This window comes from Pseudomonas sp. R4-35-07 (genome assembly GCF_003852235.1).
Taxonomy (GTDB): domain Bacteria; phylum Pseudomonadota; class Gammaproteobacteria; order Pseudomonadales; family Pseudomonadaceae; genus Aquipseudomonas.
Window position 1 is genome coordinate 3,901,037 of the sequence record NZ_CP027732.1, and the last position, 18,499, is coordinate 3,919,535.

Sequence of the window (18,499 nt, forward strand, 5' to 3'; positions counted from 1 at the left end):
CTCAATTGCACAATGGTCAGCAAAGCCTAGGGTTCATGCCTGCACAGAGGTGGTATCGGTGTATGGATGCCTCAACCGGCGGGGGCCGACGATGCCTGTAAATAGCTATGCCTGGCCCCGTTAACCTGCGTGATAGCGTTTTTCATTGCCCGCCGGCCCCATCGGCAGGCGTGAAGGAACGTATGAATATGCAAGCCGACAGCAGCTCCTTGCTCGCTCAACTGATTGATCACGCACACCCTCCCGCCCCGGGTCGGGACGATTTCAACACCGCGCTGCAGCGCCTCGACATTCATTCGGTATTCGACATCGTGCGCCTCAGCGAAAAGGCCTTCGCAGAGCAACTGGCCACCTGCAACGATGACGATGCCCACGCGGTATACCGCAAGGCCAAGAGCGCTGCAGCGCAACTGGAAAGGTTGTTTCGCGAACAGCAGGTCTCGTCGCAGCGCCCTACCCTGCGCGCTAAACGCGATGTCGCCGCCGATACCGATGCCACCTACCAGGCCTTGTTCAACGAAAATCGCGAACAGTTCTGCGCCAACGCGTCCATTGCCGCAGTCGATTCGCCGGCTGCCTACCTGCGCGCGCTTTATCTGTTCGCCCTGCAACTGGAACAGAATGCCAAGGGGGCCGACGTGCTCAAACTGTCGGTCCGGCGTGCAGACCTCAAGGACCTGTTGATCGACCAACACAGCGTTACGGGCCAGGTGCCCATGTTGTCGATCATCAATCAGACCTTGCTCAGCAATATCGCAAACGCCAACGACGCCTACTCGCTGCTGAGCAACAGCTGGTACCCGTTTTCGTTGCCGTATCATTTCCACCACCAGCAATGCCGGCTGGGCTTGTCGGGCGACAAGCCGATGTTGGGTGAGTTGAACTATCGCATCAGTCGCCAGTTGCCCCTGGCGGGAGCAACCAGCACTTACGGGCAAGTCGTTACCCGCAACAATGAGGTGCAATGCCTGTTATCCGGGCTGAGCCCTGAACAACAGGCCCTGCTGAAAAGAGACTGGGTAACGGCGCAGGGCGCGCCAACCTTCTATCGCACGTACTTCAACTGGACGGCTGAACAGGGGCCGGAAGACGTCACTGATTTCCTGCAGCATACGCAACTGGATGCCGAACAACTTCAAGCGTTGCTGGCACAACAGACACAAGCACCGCGCCAATCGCCAAACTGCAAACAGCCCACCGGCCTCACTTACGGTGCCTGTTACATCAACGGCGCGCTTGCATCTGCCCCCACACTCGCGATCAGCCTGAACAAAGACGCCCCCGCCAAGCTGGTCAACGTGAGCCTTGAACGCTTCGACAGGCTGCAACGGATGATTCGCCTGCAGCGCTGGCTCGGCCTGCCTTTCGCGCAACTGGACACGTTGCTGGTCAGCGCGATGCGCTGCGAAGGCGCCAGCAACCGCGCGCTGCTGATCACCCATAACACCCTTCGGGCGCTGGGGGTCTTTTGCTATCTGAGCAAGCGCTACAGCCTGCAAGCCGAAGAGTTTGCCGCCTGGCTCCATCAGTTGCCCGTTCACGGTTCGGGTGAGCGCGTGTCGTTGTTCGATCAGGTGTTCAACCGCGCGGGTTCGGCCCTGCCTGCGCTGTGTCTGGACGAGCAGGCATTCGACGCAACCACCCGGCAACAACTCTGCGCCGCGCTGGGCCTGCAAGACACCCAGGACTCGCTGCAACTGCTGATCGCCGATGAGCCCGAAACCCGCACGGTCGAGACCGTCAGCGCACTCTATCGGCAAGCGCGAATCGCTCGGCTGTTCGGCTTGTCGGTCATGGAATGCCAGCAACTGCTGCAGTTGCCCGGCGCGACGCCCTTTCTTGCGCAACTGCGTCACCCAACGCTGAGACGCAAGCCTAAGGGCGCGGCTGACTTTCTCGATATGCTCATGCACCTGGAATGGGCCAGCCGTTGGCTCAAGGAGAATGGCAACAGCCTGTCACTGTTGAGGCACCAGCTATTGCTCGATCAGCAGGTCCAGGACCCGGCCATCAACCTGCTGTTGAAAGAATTCGCGGCCTACGATCAGGCTTCTCTCTCCAAACAGCTGAACCTGCTTGAACTTCCCCAACAACCCGCTGATGAAGCAGTTCGCTTGCCCGCCGTGGACTGGGAAGCCCTGGCCCAGCAAGTACTGCAACGGATGCGCTCAAACACGAGCATTGAGGTGGCGGTCGAGGAAGCGCTGTCCGCCATTGCCATCAGCTCGGACACTAATCGCACAACCTACTATATCGAGAGCGCCAAACCCAAGCTTCGTACCCTGATGGAGACGGTGCGTAATGAGTTCTGGGCGCTGTATCTACGCCTCAAAGAGATCATCCGCGCCGTACCCCAGCTGCCAGGCGGTGCCAATGGTCATCAAAAATATGACCATCACAGCCATTTCCTGCGCCTGCACGCGCCTGCAGCCCCACCCCTGCAAACCCTCGGCTATCTGATATTGCTGCTCCCCCACGCCGTCGATGTTCTGCAATTGCCGCTCAGCCGCCAGGCGCTTGATCAGTTTCTGATAAACCCGCACTGGCTGGACAGTGGCTATCAAGCGTCTTCGGTCCTTGAACTGACCCCGCACACCCTCTGCCTCATTCAGCAGTTCAACCATTGCATTGAGCGTTTTGGCCTGACGGAAGGACAAATTCTCGATTACTTCGGACAGGCCAACGCGCGGCCCAATCGCGCGGCACAACACAACACTGAAGAAACCAGCGAGCATCTCGCCCGACTTTTTGGCTGGAGTGCCAGCGAAATAACCGTCTTCAGCAGCCAACTGAACCCTCCACGCATTACCTCCATGGATCGCCTGGACTGGCTGCTGCGCTGCCGCCAAGCCAGCACCGCAACCGGCCTGTCGGCCACCCTGCTGATTGCAGCCAGCCAACTTGAAACCAACTCGACGTTCGCTCAATGGAAGGCCGTCGGTGAGGCGCTCACGAGTGCCCATGCCTCTCTCGTCAACACGCCTTTTTCTACCGACCTGCTCAAGGACTGATCATGTCTCACTCGCTTGACCAACAGCTTAATGAAAGCCTGCGCGACGCCATGCTCGCGTACTACCTCACCCATAAAGTGCCTGATGCGCTTAAGGCAACCATCGGCAATGCCGATGACCTTTACGCGTATTGGCTACTCGACGTACAAGTCAGCCAAGCCGTGCCGACCAGCCCGGTAGCCTGTGCCATTTCCAGCCTGCAGCAATACATCAGCCGTATTGAACTGGGCCTGGAGCCGGGCTATGCCCATCAGGGCATGACCGCGCAACAAAGCAAGATCTGGCGCGAACAGTTGCACACCTACCCGCTGTGGAGTGCCAGTCAGCAATTGCATTACCATCCGGCCAACTATCTGGACCCGACGTTACGACGGGACAAGACCGACAGTTTTCAACAGTTGCAAAACGACCTCAGCCAATACCGAATTCAAGCGGACACCATCACCACGGCGGTTCAGCAGTATCTGGCCAGGTTCGAGGAAACCGCCAACATACGCACGCTCAACGGCTATATAGACGCCGACTTGAACAACCTGCACAGCGGCACTTATTACTTCATCGGTAAATCGACCTCCGAAAACACCTATTACTGGCGCTCGCTGGACATGTCCAGGCGCTCCGGCGCGGTGCTCTTGCAGGATGCCTGGTCAGACTGGAAAAAAATCAACCTGTCGGTCTCCGACGCCACCGCCGAGCAAAGTATCCGGCCGGTGTACTTCAATAGCCGGCTATTTTTCATCTGGGCCGAGTGCATCAAACCCACCCCGTCCAATTCGTTTAAGCCGGCGCGACGGGATTCGGAGGAAAAGGACCATCTGGACGATTGGATCAACACGCACTATGTCAAATTCCGGCTCAATTTCTCGTATAAAAAACATGATGGCAGTTGGAGCGTGCCCCAGGCGTGCATTGAGCAATATTGTGCGACCGAAGACGTTAACGCATCGAGCGCGGAGCTGCTCAAAAGCATTACGCAAACGGTGGCAATCGTCGACAGCAAGAGCACGCCCGTACTTTTCTTAAGTGTGCTCGCTACCAGCCGTAAAGATCCTAGACAGCAGGATAATTTCATTGGCAGGTTTTTCCAGGCCGTTCATATCGACCAGTCCTTCACTATCACCACCGTCGCCGATGGCGGCAGCCCCGAACGCTATAGCGTGCTGCCCGGCTCAGAGGTGGCCGAAGAAATAAACCGGCTGCTGGAACCCTTCGATCCGTCCCAGAAGACCAAAGTACAGGCCATACTCAAGGGCGAGGCGCACAGCACTAACGGGTATTACAGCGAATTGCTGCCTGACAGGGCCAGGCAATTTCTCACGCTCTTCGCAAGCAAGAACCAAGGCAACTTGCAGTTCAAAATAGCGCCGCCAACCGAGCACACGATTGCTATCGCGTCGCAAATGATTTTTGAAAACAAAGAACATTGGAATTTTGAAACGAACCAGAAAAAAATAAAAAACACCGACGATACTAATGTCTCCTTCGATTCAAACACCCAAGAACTTGTGTTTTCTTCTACTCTCAGTGGCCGTTTCCAAGAGCCGTACAGCGTCACCTTGACTAAACAGCAGGGCGCAACTATCACGCTGATAACCAATGATGCACTGGATGACCCCAAAGCGACTCAACTTAAACTGAGCAAGGGCTCTATCATCACCGATTCCTCAACACCGCTGAAAACTGACTACTACGCACTATATTTAAAAAATTCGACCACCCATGAAGAATTTCCTAACGCTGTAAATAATATTAGCGGCGCACTGTTTACCCATACAACAGACCCGCAGAACTCAAACACCCTCTTATTGGAAGGTAATTTCATCGACAAAAACGCCTTCGTAAACTTATACACACATAAAGATTTCCATGTCATCCTCAACCGTTATGGCATTTATACCAGTCAAGAAGATAAAAAAAACAAGCTGCATTCACAAAACGCACTGATAATGAAAAGGGCAAGGGTTACCCCGCCCAAATTACGTGCCTATAAACACGTCATCATGAGTGCGAATTTCAAAGACTACCCATTCACCGAAACCATCAATGCCAACTCTCATCGCATCATCAACTTTCAGGACACAGCTCACGAAAGCCTGACCGGATCAAGCCCCGAATTGCCCGTCGGGCATCGGGTCACGGCGCGCATTCCGGTGACGCAGGAGCAGATGAAGTCCGGCTTCACCCTGATACATGGGGTGGTGACGCTTGAGCCTGGCGAAGACGGCACGAAAATCCTCGGCTATGCGTTGAATACGGCAACCCTCAAGCTGACAACACCAGTTTCTGACCCCGCGCTCAACCCGCAACTGGCGCCAACGATCAAAAGACTCGAATCGGGCAAATTCGGCACCGCTGAATTCATCGACTTTTCCAACAATTCGGCAAGCCTGCCTGCCGACATGCCCGCTACCCTGCGCATGAATACCTGCATTGCCGCCAAGCTGGTCCAGGCGGCCAATGTCAGCCTTGACCATTTGTTCTCGTTAACGCCAGAAACCTGGAAAGAGCCGCCACTCACACCTGGCGGCACAGCAGAAGGCATCGACTTCACAGGTGCTAACGGCAAGTACTTCTGGGAGCTGTTCCTGTACGCGCCCTGGCTGATAGCCCATCGCCTGAATCAGGAGCAACGGTATGCCGAAGCGCAAGCCTGGCTCGGCTATCTGTTCGACCCCGGGCGCGCCGCCGATGCGTCCAGCAAACGGCCTGCCTTTTGGGGTTTGCGCGAACTGGCCCGTGAAGAACGGCTGCCCGGGTACACCAGCCACGATCCCCACGAACTGGCGATACGCTCACCCGTGCATTTTCGCAAGGCGATCTACCTGTTTTACCTGGACATCCTGCTCAATCGCGGCGATGCCGACTATCGCCAGCTCACCCCGGACAGCCTGACCCAAGCCAAACTCTGGTACACCCGAGCCCAACATTTCCTTGGCCCACGCCCCAGGATCATCACCACTGAACCGTGGGCGCAAATCACCCTTGGCGCGCTGGCAACGCAGGGCTCTCAGGCCCTGGCCAAACTTGAGCAAACCAACCCGACCATCGACGTCAACCTGTCGGTCGAAGGCGATGCACTGCCTTGGCTCACGGACACCGATAATCTGCGCCTGCCTTTCAACGCCGAACTGGTGGCGCGCTGGGACAAGCTCGAAAGCCGTCTGCATAATCTGCGGCACAATCTGGACATCACCGGTAAACCCTTGCACCTGCCGCTCTACGGAGCGCCACTGTCGCCTCTCAAACTGCTGGCCGCCCAAGGCCAAGGGGCTTTCGGCGAAAGTGGTGCCGCGCCGTTCGTCGACGCGCACGTCGGCCATTATCGCTTCCAGGTCATGTCGGGCCACGCGCTCACGGCCGCCGAAGCGGTGATTCAATTCGGCAGTACGGTGCTGACCCTGGTTGAACGCAAGGAACAGGCGGAATACCTGGAGTTACAGCAACAACAGGCGTGGGACTTGGCCAATATCGTCGTGACCCAGCAAACCCAGGCGTTGCAGATCGACGCAAGGAACCGCCAGGCACTCGACGCCAGCCGACGCATGATCGAGTCGCGGATGCACTACTACGCACACCAGCTCACCGAAGGCATCAGCCCCGGCGAATCCCAGGCAGGCTTGCTCTACCTGATCAGCACCGGGTTCGACACCGCCGCTTGCGCCGCCGCCGCAGCGGCCGGCGTCGCGATGGTGGCACCCAATATCTTCGGTACCAGTGTCGGCGGCTCGCGTTGGGAAGGCCCGTTCTATGCTGCCCAAGCCATCGCCCAAGGCGTTGCCACGGCGCTGCGCGGCACCGCCGCAGACTTGGATCGTTCCGAGCAATTCAACCGCCGGGCGCAAGAGTGGGCCCATGCCCAGGATCAGGCCCGACTCGAACTGGCCCAGGTCGATGCCCAATTACAGGCCTATGCCGAGCAGGAAAAAGCCACGCGCCTGCAATTGCGCCTGGCCCAGACCTCCCTGGCCCAAGCCTGGTCGAACTATCAATTGTTGGCCAAGCGCTTTTCCAAGGCACAGCTGTATGACTGGCTCAACGCTCAGCTGAGCACGTTCTATTACCAAGTCTATGACCTTAGCCTTTCCCTGTGCCGCAGCGCCCAGGCGTGCTGGCAGTACGAGATAGCGGACTATGCGCGCACGTTTATCCAGCCTGGCGCCTGGAACAACAACTACCGGGGCTATCTGGCAGGTGAAGCCCTGAAGCTGTCGCTGTTGAACATGAACGCGGCCTATTTGAACCATAACGTGCGGGATCTGGAGATCGTCAAGACCATTTCCCTGCGCCACCGCCTGCACGAGTGCGAGCTCTCCCCCCCACCAACCGACACCTCTCAGACGCCGCCGCCCACGACTGAAGAGAAGTGGACCGCTCATAAACGACAACTGGTCACTAAAGGCACGCTGTGCTTCAAATTACCCGCGGCACTGTTTGAAGAGGATTACCCCGGGCACGTCCTGCGACGGATCAAAGGCATCAGCGTCTCGTTGCCCGCGACCCTGGGCCCTTATGAAGACATCAAGGCGATACTGACCCAGACCCGCAGCCAAATGGTACTGTCCAGCGGCGAGCTGCGCACGGACCAGCGTGCCCATCAGCAAATCGCACTGTCCACCGGGCTGGATGACAACGGCCTGTTCACCCTCACGTTCGACAGCAACGAGCGTTACTTGCCGTTCGAATACACGGGGGCCATCTCCGACTGGACCCTGGAATTTCCCAACCCGAGCCGGCAAAAAGCCGTCCTGGAATCCATCAACGATATTGTCATTCACCTGCGCTATACCGCCAGGGCAGTCGCTGCCAGTGGGGGACAGGCATGAGCGACGACACTTCCATGCTACAGGTCAATACCCCGGCCCTGCCCAAAGGCGGTGCGGCCATCCAGGGCACCGGCAAGGGCTGGGGCGATATCGGCTCCAGCGGTACGGCAAGCTTTGAAATTGCCTTGCCGATTTCGCCCGGGCGTGGCTACGCGCCGGCCATGTCGCTGACCTACCACAGCGGTGCCGGTAACGGCCCCTTCGGTCTGGGCTGGGGGGTGCCCCAGCCTGCCGTCAGCCGGCGCACCTCTCATGGCGTGCCTGGCTACACGATGCACGATGTGCTGGTGGGCCCCGACGCGCAAATCTGGCTACCGGAACGCGATGCCGAGGGCGCGATCATCAGCAACAGCCACGCGGCATTCAATGGTTTGCCACTGCCCATCGCGTATACGGTCACCCGCCACTTCCCCAGGGTCGAGGGCCGCTTCGACCGTATCGAACACTGGCAATCGGCAACCGACACGGCTGGCTTCTGGTTGATACAGGGTGCCGATGGCAGCCAGCACCTTTACGGAAAAACCGCGCTGGCCCGGATTGCCGATCCAGACCAGGCGCACCATGTGGCGCAGTGGTTGTTGCAGGAAAGCCTGAACGCCCACGGCGAGCACATTTATTATCACTACACGAAAGAAACCGACACCGCGCGCTACCCCAGGGACTGCCGCGCCCGGCATTACCTGCAAAGCGTCTGCTACGGCAACTTCACCGCCAGGGAGCAGGAGCAGCTTTACCTCTGGCAGACCGACGATAAACCGGACGTGGGCTGGCACTTTCAACTGCTCTTCGATTATGGCGAACGCGCCCTCGAACTGGATAAGCGCCCGACGTATCTGAAAATCCAGGACTGGCCGACACGGCCCGACCCTTGCTCGGATTTTGCCTTCGGCTTCGAGTTACGCACCCTGCGCCGCTGCAGCCAGATCCTGATGTTTCACCACTTCCCCAAAGAAACGCAAATGGGCGCCGACCCGGTGCTGGTCAAGCGCCTGCTGCTGGAATACCGCATCTCCTCGCAAGTCAGCCTGTTGAGCGCGGTGCATGAGCAAGCCTTTGACAGCGCGGGCAATAGCGTAAGCCGCCCGCCGCTGGAGTGCCTTTATGAGTCGAGCCAGCTCAAGGTTGACCCTGGCCGCTACCAGGCATTCGCTGCATTGCCCAGGCTGCATGGCGGCGCTCGTTATCAACTGGTGGATCTGTATGGCGAAGGCCTGCCCGGTGTGTTGTACCGCGCAGACAAATGTTGGTATTACCATGAACCGCTCAGGCCGCAACACCCGCGCACCAGCAACGAGGTGACCTACGGCGCGGCCGTGGAGTTGACGCGGCTGCCGGTGGCCGACAGCACCCGGCCCATCCACCAGGCGCTGGCCGATGTGACCGGCGACGGGCGTTTGGACTGGCTGGTGGCGGGGCCCGGGATGAACGGTTTTTTCAGCCTGGATGAACAGCGCAACTGGTCAGCCTATACGCCGTTCGATGCATTCCCGTCGGAGTTCTTCCACCCGCAGGGCACGCTCGCTGACTTGATGGGGGCAGGCCGTCATGATTTTGCGATGATCGGCCCGCGCAGCGTGCGCCTGTATGAACATCGCCGGGCATCCGGCTTCGCACCCGCCACCGAGGTGCAGCATGGGCCCGACGATGGCTTGCCGGTCATTTCCTCCTCGCCCAACGAACTGGTGGCGTTCAGCGATGTACTCGCCACCGGCCAACAGCATCTGGTGCGTATCCGGCATAACGAAGTGAAATGTTGGCCAAACCTGGGTCGCGGCCGTTTTGGCCAGGGGTTCGTATTGGCCACGTTGCCATTGCGTTATCAAACGTTCAACGCGGCGCATGTACTGCTCGTCGACCTCAATGGCGGTGGCGCGGCAGACCTGCTGTATTTGAGCGCCGCTCACCTGAGTATTTTCCTCAACAAAGGCGGCAACGGCTTCGAGACACAAGCGATCAACGTCCCGTGGCCAGAGGGCGTGCAATATGACGACCACTGCCAGGTCAGCGTTATCGACGTGCTCGGCCTGGGCTGTCCGAGCCTGATCCTGACCGCTGCCCACCAGACCTCCATCCACTGGCGCTATGACTTTTTCAGCCACAAGCCCTGGCTCCTCAGGCGCACCGATAACAACATGGGCGCCCAGGCGTTGATCAACTATCGCAGCAGTGCTCAGGAGTGGCTTGACGAAAAACGCGAACTGCATGCCGCAGGTCAGCCTGCGATCAGCCGGTTACCCTTTGCGCTGCTGCTGGTCAGCCAACAAAACCAATGGGACGAGATTACCGGCAACCAACTGACCCAGCGCGTGAGCTATCGCCAGGCGTATTACGACCGCCTGGATCGCGAGTTCCGTGGCTTCGGGCTGGTGCTGCAAACCGACACCGAACGCCGCAAGGACGCGCGCAACCCGCCAGGCTCCAGCGCACCCTTGCGCAGCAAAACCTGGTTTCATACCGGGCGCTCCCTTGACATGCCCACCCTCGACCAAAGCCCTCACGACCCGCATGCCAAAGCCCTCGGGCGCACGCTGGTAAGCCGCTACAGGGCGATGGCCCAGGCAGGGCCGCTGGATCATCATGACGACTTGATCAGCGATCCTGCGCCGGCACTGACACGCGAAGTGGCCCGTGCACTGAGTGGCAGTGTGTTGCGGGTCGAGGTGATGGCGGCGGACCCGGCGCACGACGCCGTGCCCTACTCGGTCAAACACCAGCGGTATCTGGTCCGCGAACTGGCGCCGGCCAGTGCCCATACGCCCTACGCGCGGTTGCTGCCATTAGCCCTGGAGTCGATCAGCTACCAATATGAAGGTGTGGCAGACGACCCCCTCTGCCAGCACCAGATCAACCTGCGCTGGGATACCTATGGTTGTCTGGTGCATGGCGTGGCCCTGCATTATGCCCGCCGTACCACCGCCAGCGACGCGCCACCCACCGTGCTGGTGAATGAGCACCAACAGCGCTGGTGGCGCGATACCCATGACAGCGCGCAACAGTTCTATTACCTGAGCGAAACGCTGGCACAGCCGATTCACCTGGACGGCGCACAGCAGTGGCGCCTGGCCTTGCCCTACCGCCAACGAGACAACGCCCTGGTGCTCGGCAAAGCGCCGGCGCCTGGCGGGCTGGCCCCCGCGCGCATCACCTATGAACGGTTCATCGACACTCGCGACGGGCCATTGGCCGCAGGGGCCTTGCGCACACTGAGCGGCTTGTCGGTGCAGCGCTACCGGCAGGCCGGTGGCTTAGGTAAAACCCTGGACCCCGGCGTCGCCACAGCCCAGGCATTGACCGATTACCTGGAAACCGCCGAGCTGGATGACCAGGCCTTGAAGGTTTACAACGACATCCCGGCCATGCCCAACCAACCCACCGTGGACCTGGTGCAAACGCTCACCGAGAGTGGCTATCGCACCATGGCGATGTTTTTTCTGTTCGACGGCGAGGCGCCGCCCGCGCAAAACCGCCTGTGGTCGATTTGCCGCCACTTTCCCCGTTATGACAAGCCCAGCCGGTTTTGTCGGTTGAGGGCGCTGCGGGCCACCAAGGCCCACGGCGAAACGACCCTTCAATACGACGCCTACACGCTGCAAACCCTGCGGGTGAAAGCCCCCGACGATTGCGTGACCGTAGCCGAATACGACTATCGATTGCTGCTGCCGACAAAAGTCGTCGACCCAAACGGCACGGTTCAAGAGGCGCTTTATGACGGTTTTGGGCAGTTACTGGCCAGCAGCTTTCACGGCCATGAACAAAACCTCAGGGTGGGCTTCGCCGCGCTGGACAGCTACCGTCCGCTCAAGCATGTAACGCCTGGGTCTGCCATCGAACAGGCGCAAAGCGTGTTGCAAGACATGGCCAGCGCGCACTGCTACGCCCCGTTCAGTTGGATGGGCAGCATCGACCCGGCCCAGGTCAAGCCGGAGTGGATTACCAAAGGCTACCTGCTCCCCGACGGGCATATCCGCATGAGCGCGCGATTGCGCCTGAGCGGCGATCGTCAAACGCTCAGCGACAGCGAAGTACAACTCAAGGCGTTGATCGATACGGCCAGCCGGACGCCGGTACATGGGCTCGTGCTGCAAGCCGACCGCTACCCCGGCGATGTCGAACGACAGGTGCGCATGACCTTGACCTGCTGGGATGGCTTCGGCCGTTCATTGCAGACCAAGCAGAAGACCGAACCAGGCCCGGCCCATGCGGTCGACGAGAAGGGCGACCTGTTGGTCGACAAGCTGGTGGATGCATCCGGCATCTTGAAGCAGCAGCTGCGCCAAGTGCATGCCGACCCCCGCTGGCGCGTCAGCGAGCGTGTCGAATACAACAACAAGGGCTTGGTCATACGCCTCTACCGCGCCTACTTCGCCAACAGCCACGCCTACGTCAACGATCACTCCATGCGCGAGCTGGGCCACAGCGACCGGCAATTGTATGACCCTCTCGGTCGCCCGACACAGACACTCACCGCAGGAGGATTCATGCGGCGTACCACCTATTGGGCCTGGTACACCGTCAATGAGGACGAAAACGACACTTACGACGAGCTGCACCCCGCCCAGGCACTGACTGACAACCCCTAAGGGCTGTCGATATGTAAACAACTTTTGGTAACACGCAAACATGGGCCGCCGCGACGGCCCATCCTTGTACTTGTCAGGATCGCCGGGCTGCGCTCCAGTTCGAGGCTAGGCTTGTGTACCCGCGCCTGGCATACACTACGAAAAAGCCGCGCCATTCGGTCAGTGCTGCCATCAGGCCGCGGGCCACCCTCACTATCGTGCGAGCGCTCCCGCTTTGCGCAGCCTGGGGCTGGCCCGTCAGCGCAACGGCCAATGCCTCAATCCCGGTCGCGGCCCAGTACGTCCACACCTGATTGAACATTCTGCTCAGCCCGCCGTGCATCAGCGCCGCAGGGTCCGGCGTCTGCACGGTCAGGCCATGGGCATCGTGGACGGCCGTGGAGTGGCCGCTACGAATCATCGCTCCCATCGCCCCGTCGTAGGCTTCAACTGCGGGTGACACATTGGGTTGCATCAGCGCAGGCACTTCGCCGCCGTACACCGCGTTGGCGACGGTGGCGACCGCGTACGCCGCAGTCGCGCCGGCGGTGCGGCCGAGCCTGGCCCGCAGGGGCGTGCTGCCCCAGGATGACCCGGTGCCGTGACCACGCATGATCTGCTGCACCAGTTCCCTGGAGAGCGAGCGAACATGCCCGCTCAACCGTTGCACCGCTACGGGGTCCCACTGCTCCTCGGCTTGAACGCTCAGCGTGTCAACCTGGACGGCGTAAGCAACGCCCACGAGGCTTGCCGAAATAGCACCGATCTGTGGCGCCATGCGGGTCCAGTTACCGACGATACCGGTGCTCATATGGAACGTGGCCAGGGCATCCAGCGCGGCGACGCTATAGCGCAAGGCCTGATTGCGTTCCGGCGTGGGCTGGAGGGTGCTGAATACCGCCAGCTCGACACCCGTCGCGACGGCATTGGCGATATAGGTGGATAAACCATCGCGAATCGCGGCCGACGAGGCCGCTTGTATCCTCGAGCGCATAATCCACCCTATATTCGCCAGCCTGCGGCTGATGGAAAGCCTGCGTATTTGTTTGTCCCGGGGCGCCTCCAAAGCCGGGGTTGCGGCCAGCCCTTGCGCATCGTCCCTGGTGACCGGGTTACCGCCAACCATCGCGTACAGGTTCAAGCCATCGGCATCGCCGGTCGGGTCCGGGCTGATCCAGCGGCATAACCACGGTGCGTAGTACCTGTAGCCGTAGTAAGACAGCCCGCTGGCATCGCGCTCCTTGCCTGAATAACGGATGAACCGGTAGCTCACCTCGCTGGCGTTTTTCGCCGCCCACCACGCGGTCCCACCATAGGGGTAATAACTTTCCTGGCTGAGCAGTTGCGCCTGCTCGCCCAGTTCCAGGGTGCTGCTGCCCAAGTGGTCCGACAAGCCGTAACGGATCTGCGCGTCCTGGCGCCCTCCCGAAGGGTGGCGATCCCAAAGCAGGACACGGACGGTGGTGGTTCCGGCATCGAGGTTGAGGACATTCAGTTGCTCCCCCGTTGCGCTGTCATGGCGAATTTCCAGTCCCGGCAAGTAGCGCACCTCGGCGGTGTGCATCACGCCCCGGGCCTGGGCGACCCGGCGTTTGAGGATGCGCTGGCCGGTAGCATCGTAGGCGTAGCGTTCTTCATCGTCGTTGCCGCCCGCACGCCGCACCTGCGTAAGGCGCACCAGTTGATTGCGCACATCCCAGCCCATCGGATGGTCGCCTGCCAACGCCTGCAGGTTGCCGTTGTGGTCAAAGCCCTGGCCCAACCCCGGCGCGCTGTTGCCATCGGCCTGGGGCAGAAAATGATTGCTGCCTGCGGCCACGCTCATCTGCCGCGTGAAGCCCGTGCCGCTGCTGGGCACATGTTGCAACGTGAGCACGTTGCCGGCGGCGTCATAGCTGAACCGCTGGGTGTAGCGACGCCATACACTGTCGTCAGTCGAGCCAAACGCTACCCTCGCCGGTAACGCCGAACCTTCCGGGTTACCGGCGGTTTCGCGGCCGGTGGCCTTGGTCAGTTGCGACAACGTGTCGTACTCATAAAGGCTGGCCGAACCGACTTGGGTGTTGCTGGACCATTGCGTCGGCTGGGCAAGGTCGTCGATCCGCACGACGTTGCCAACGCCGTCATAGGCGTAGCGCAGGTCTTGCAGCGCCGCGCCCGGTTGTGCGGGCAGATGGGCAGTCATTTGCCGCAAGCGACCATCGAACTCACGGTAGTGCATGGCCCGCACAACGCCATTGCCGGCGCGCTCGCCAAGCACCTGGCCGGCTGCGTTGTAGCGGCGCTCGCCCAGCACCTGCGTACGCACGCCGCCGCTGGGCTTCACAGCGATACTCGCCGGTTGGCCGTCAATGCCGTAGGCGTAGTCGAAGCGATTGCCCTTGGCGTCCGTGTGATGCAACCGCTCACCCAGGGCGTTAAACCCCACGGATGTCTGGAACGTCTCGGGCTCCAGGCGCTGCTCGCGTTGTGCATCGGGCTGCGGCCAATCCAGCGCGGCACCCGCCAGCCGGAAGCGTCGGGTTTGCTGCGCAACCTGCGCGTGCAGCCCATACGCCTCGTGGAACAACGAGCCGCCGCCGTCATCGTGGCGAATCACCCGGCCACAGCGGTTGCGTGCGGCCTCTTCAGCCGAGGATAAAGCATAGGCAAGACGCTCGACGCACCGCGCTTGCTCGTCACTGGCCGCCTGCTCGAACACGGCGACCAGACGCAGATACTGATCATAGCGATGAGCCTGGTGCGCGCTCCGCCCATCCCATTCTTCCAGTAAATGCCCGGCCTCCCCCATCAGCGTCAGCCGCCAGCCGGCATCCACGCTGTCGGTGCGCAACGCTTGTCCGCCAAGGCTATAGACCGTGCGTTGGTTGGGCGCAGTGTCCGGCTGTACGCGGGCCAACTGCAACAAACGCGGGTCCCATTGTTCAATCATCAAGCCCGTACTGCCAAACACCTGACGATGAACGCGCACCTGCGGTTCAACCTCTGGACTTGCGCGGTGGTAGTTGATGTTACGAACAATTAACCCACGCGGGTCGACTGCGGCCAGGGACGGCGTGTTTCGATGGATGGAATCAGGCATGACCTTAAGACCTTATTGCTGAATAAGTAGTCCTGAAAGCCTAGGGATGCGGGGGTGGAGCAAGGTGGTGCTGGAGGATGTTTTGTGTATCCGGGTACTGGCATCGCCTCGACCCGCTCGCGCGGGTCGAGGCTGCGCTCAATGCCCGCCGGCGCAGGTCGGCGAAGCCGGCGCTGCGTCGATGTTCGCCCATTCTTCAGGCGTGTAGGTATGCAGCGCCAGCGCATGAAACTCGTTCATCAGGTCACCCAGGCTGGCGTAGACCTTCTGGTGGCGCTTGACGCGGTTGAGCCCCTCGAATTGCTGGCTGACCAGCACGGCCTTGAAGTGGGTCTGCAACCCACGGCTGTGCATGTGGCTCTCATCCAGCACACTCAAGTGTTGCGGGTTCAGGGCGGCGAGTGCCGTTTCGATACGCTGTTGCATGGTCATTCCTGCTTACTTCTTCTTGGCCGGTGCGGCGGCTTTGGGCGTCAGCTCGTTGGTCATGTCTTCCAACAGCTTGTTCACCACCGGCACGGCGCTTTCCAGCTTGGCCTGGGTCATCTGGGCCGATTGCTGGGTCAGTTGCGGCATTTTTTCCAGGACTTTCTTGCCCAGTGGCGACTGGTAGAAGGCAACCAGGTCCTTGAGCTCCGATTCGCTGAAGTTGGTGGTGTAGAGCTTGACCATGTCCGGCTTCAGCTTCGGCCAGCCGATAGCCTGGTCCAGGGCGGCATTGGCCTTGGCCTGGTAGCTGTCGAGGACCGACTGCTTGGCGGCAGGCGCCTTGGTCTGTTCGAAACGCTGGGCGAACATTTGTTGCACTTGCATGTATACCGGGGTACCCAGCTTGTCAGCGTGGGCCAGGGTAAGGAAGGCTTCGGCACTGGCGTTGTGGCTGGCGGTATCGGCAAAAACCTGGCCGCTGGCGCAAACCAGAGCAACCGCGGTACAGATGGCACGAAGACGAGTCATCGAGTTTCCTTTCTAGCAGGCGAGGTAAAACCCCAAGGGCGACCATTCTGCGCCTAAAAAACCTCGCGGCTCAACCCCAGGCCTTGTCGGGCCTGGTTTTGCGGGGGGCAAATCCGATGAAGCGTGTTTTTTGGAACCCCCTGGGCCGATCACAGCCTAAACTGCGCAAACGAACCTGAAGGAGTGTGCCCGATGAGCCGTATCGAAACTGACAGCCTGGGAGACGTCCACGTCCCGGATGACGCTTACTGGGGCGCCCAGACCCAACGTTCGCTGGTGAACTTCGCCATCGGCGAACAGCGCATGCCGCTCGCGGTGCTGCATGCCCTGGCCCTGATCAAGAAGGCGGCTGCACGGGTCAACGACCGTAACGGCGACTTGCCCGCCGACATCGCCCGCCTGATCGAACAGGCCGCCGACGAAGTGCTGGACGGCCAGCACGACGACCAGTTCCCACTGGTGGTGTGGCAGACCGGCAGCGGCACCCAGAGCAACATGAACGCCAACGAAGTGATCGCCGGTCGCGCCAATGAACTGGCCGGCAACAACCGCGGCGGCAAAAGCCCGGTGCACCCCAACGACCATGTGAACCGCTCGCAGAGCTCCAATGACTGCTTCCCAACGGCCATGAGCATCGCCACCGTCAAGGCGGTTCACGAGCAATTGCTGCCGGCCATCACGGTGTTGTCCGGCGGCCTGGCGGAACTGGCGGCGCGGCATATGAAGCTGGTCAAGACCGGCCGCACCCACATGATGGACGCAACGCCGATCACTTTCGGTCAGGAAGTCTCGGCATTTATCGCGCAGTTGGACTACGCCGAACGCGCCATCCGCAGCGCCCTGCCCGCCGTGTGCGAGCTGGCCCAGGGCGGCACCGCCGTCGGCACCGGGCTCAATTCGCCCCACGGCTTTGGCGAGGCGATTGCCGCCGAGCTGGCGGCGTTGTCGGGCTTGCCGTTCGTCACAGCACCGAACAAATTCGCCGCCCTCTCCGGCCATGAGCCGCTGGTAACCTTGCATGGCGCGCTGAAAACCCTCGCCGTGGCGCTGATGAAACTCGCCAACGACCTGCGCCTGCTGGGCTCCGGCCCTCGCGCCGGGCTGGCCGAAGTCAAATTGCCGGCCAACGAACCGGGCAGCTCGATCATGCCCGGCAAGGTCAACCCCACCCAGTGCGAAGCGCTGTCGATGCTGGCCTGCCAGGTGCTGGGCAATGACGTGACCATCGGCATCGCCGCAAGCCAAGGGCACCTGCAGTTGAACGTCTACAAACCGGTGATCATCCACAACCTGCTGGAATCGATCCGCCTGCTGGCCGATGGCTGCAACAACTTCCAGGAACACTGCATCGCCGGCCTAGAGCCAGACGCCGAACAGATGGCCGAACACCTGGAACGCGGGCTGATGCTGGTGACCGCGCTGAACCCGCATATCGGTTATGACAAATCCGCGCAGATCGCCAAGAAGGCCTATGCCGAAGGGCTGACACTGCGCGAAGCGGCGCTGGCGCTGGGCTATCTGACCGATGAGCAGTTCGACCAGTGGGTACGTCCGGAGAATATGCTGGAAGCCGGGCATTAAGCGCCAAAGGCAAATGTGGGAGGGGCTTGCTCCCATGGCGGCTCGACAGCCGAAGCCTCTCTAACTGACGCCCCGCAACCAAAATGTGGGAGGGGGCTTGCCCCCGATGGCGGTGGTTCAGTTGCCAATGCGCACACTAACCCACCGCTATCGGAGCATAGGTATCTACACAACTTGGTAGCAGCAGCCTACGCTAACCACGATGCGAAGCGAGCCGCTCTTGATCTTGCTCTTGATCTTAGGCGCCCCGTTAAACCACGCTGGCCGGAATTCGACAGTGATTTGGGGGGTAAACCGGCAGGGATGCCGGTTTAGCCGCCCCGCGCCATGGATGGCGCGTGGCGGCGGCCCCCCAAATCACTGTCGGATTACGGGCACACCGAGCCTAGGCGAGGTGCCGAGTGGTGGGGCGAGGACCTTTTGGTTACTTTTGGCTGGGCCGGCATTCCGGTCCTTCCAAAAGTGACCCGCTGTAAGAGCCAGCCC

At 60.6% G+C, this 18,499-nt stretch carries 7 protein-coding genes; 4 read left to right on the forward strand and 3 right to left on the reverse strand.

The features are described from left to right. Positions 1–182: 182 nt before the first annotated feature. From C4J89_RS17770 to C4J89_RS17780, 3 genes are read left to right on the forward strand one after another with little or no spacing between them, the layout of a single operon-like run. Complete coding sequence (locus C4J89_RS17770) at positions 183–3,011, forward strand: Tc toxin subunit A (protein WP_124415187.1); 2,829 nt, start codon at positions 183–185, stop codon at positions 3,009–3,011. A gap of 50 nt (positions 3,012–3,061) precedes the next feature. After that, positions 3,062–7,834, forward strand: a complete 4,773-nt coding sequence (locus tag C4J89_RS17775) for a neuraminidase-like domain-containing protein (protein WP_372238988.1) — start codon at positions 3,062–3,064, stop codon at positions 7,832–7,834. Beyond that, positions 7,831–12,414, forward strand: coding sequence for a SpvB/TcaC N-terminal domain-containing protein (locus tag C4J89_RS17780; protein ID WP_124415189.1), 4,584 nt, complete (start codon positions 7,831–7,833; stop codon positions 12,412–12,414). Before C4J89_RS17775 ends, C4J89_RS17780 begins: the two co-directional genes overlap by 4 nt. Positions 12,415–12,487: 73 nt before the next feature. On the opposite strand, the gene C4J89_RS17785 is transcribed toward C4J89_RS17780, so the two are convergent. From C4J89_RS17785 to C4J89_RS17795, 3 genes are all read right to left on the reverse strand, one after another. Further along, positions 12,488–15,475: an RHS repeat-associated core domain-containing protein gene (locus C4J89_RS17785; RefSeq protein ID WP_124415190.1), complete on the reverse strand. Its 2,988-nt coding sequence runs from the start codon at positions 15,473–15,475 to the stop codon at positions 12,488–12,490. Between the two features lie 138 nt (positions 15,476–15,613). Next, a complete protein-coding gene (locus C4J89_RS17790; RefSeq protein ID WP_124363679.1) occupies positions 15,614–15,907 on the reverse strand; it encodes a BolA family transcriptional regulator in 294 nt (97 codons plus the stop codon). 6 nt (positions 15,908–15,913) lie between these two features. Beyond that, the gene (locus C4J89_RS17795; protein WP_003236690.1) at positions 15,914–16,432 is read right to left on the reverse strand and encodes a DUF2059 domain-containing protein; all 519 of its coding nucleotides are present in this window, start codon (positions 16,430–16,432) and stop codon (positions 15,914–15,916) included. 192 nt (positions 16,433–16,624) lie between these two features. Here C4J89_RS17795 and C4J89_RS17800 point away from each other — a divergent pair, with 192 nt between their 5' ends. Further along, complete coding sequence (locus tag C4J89_RS17800; RefSeq protein ID WP_124371345.1) at positions 16,625–18,013, forward strand: class II fumarate hydratase; 1,389 nt, start codon at positions 16,625–16,627, stop codon at positions 18,011–18,013. Positions 18,014–18,499 lie beyond the last annotated feature (486 nt).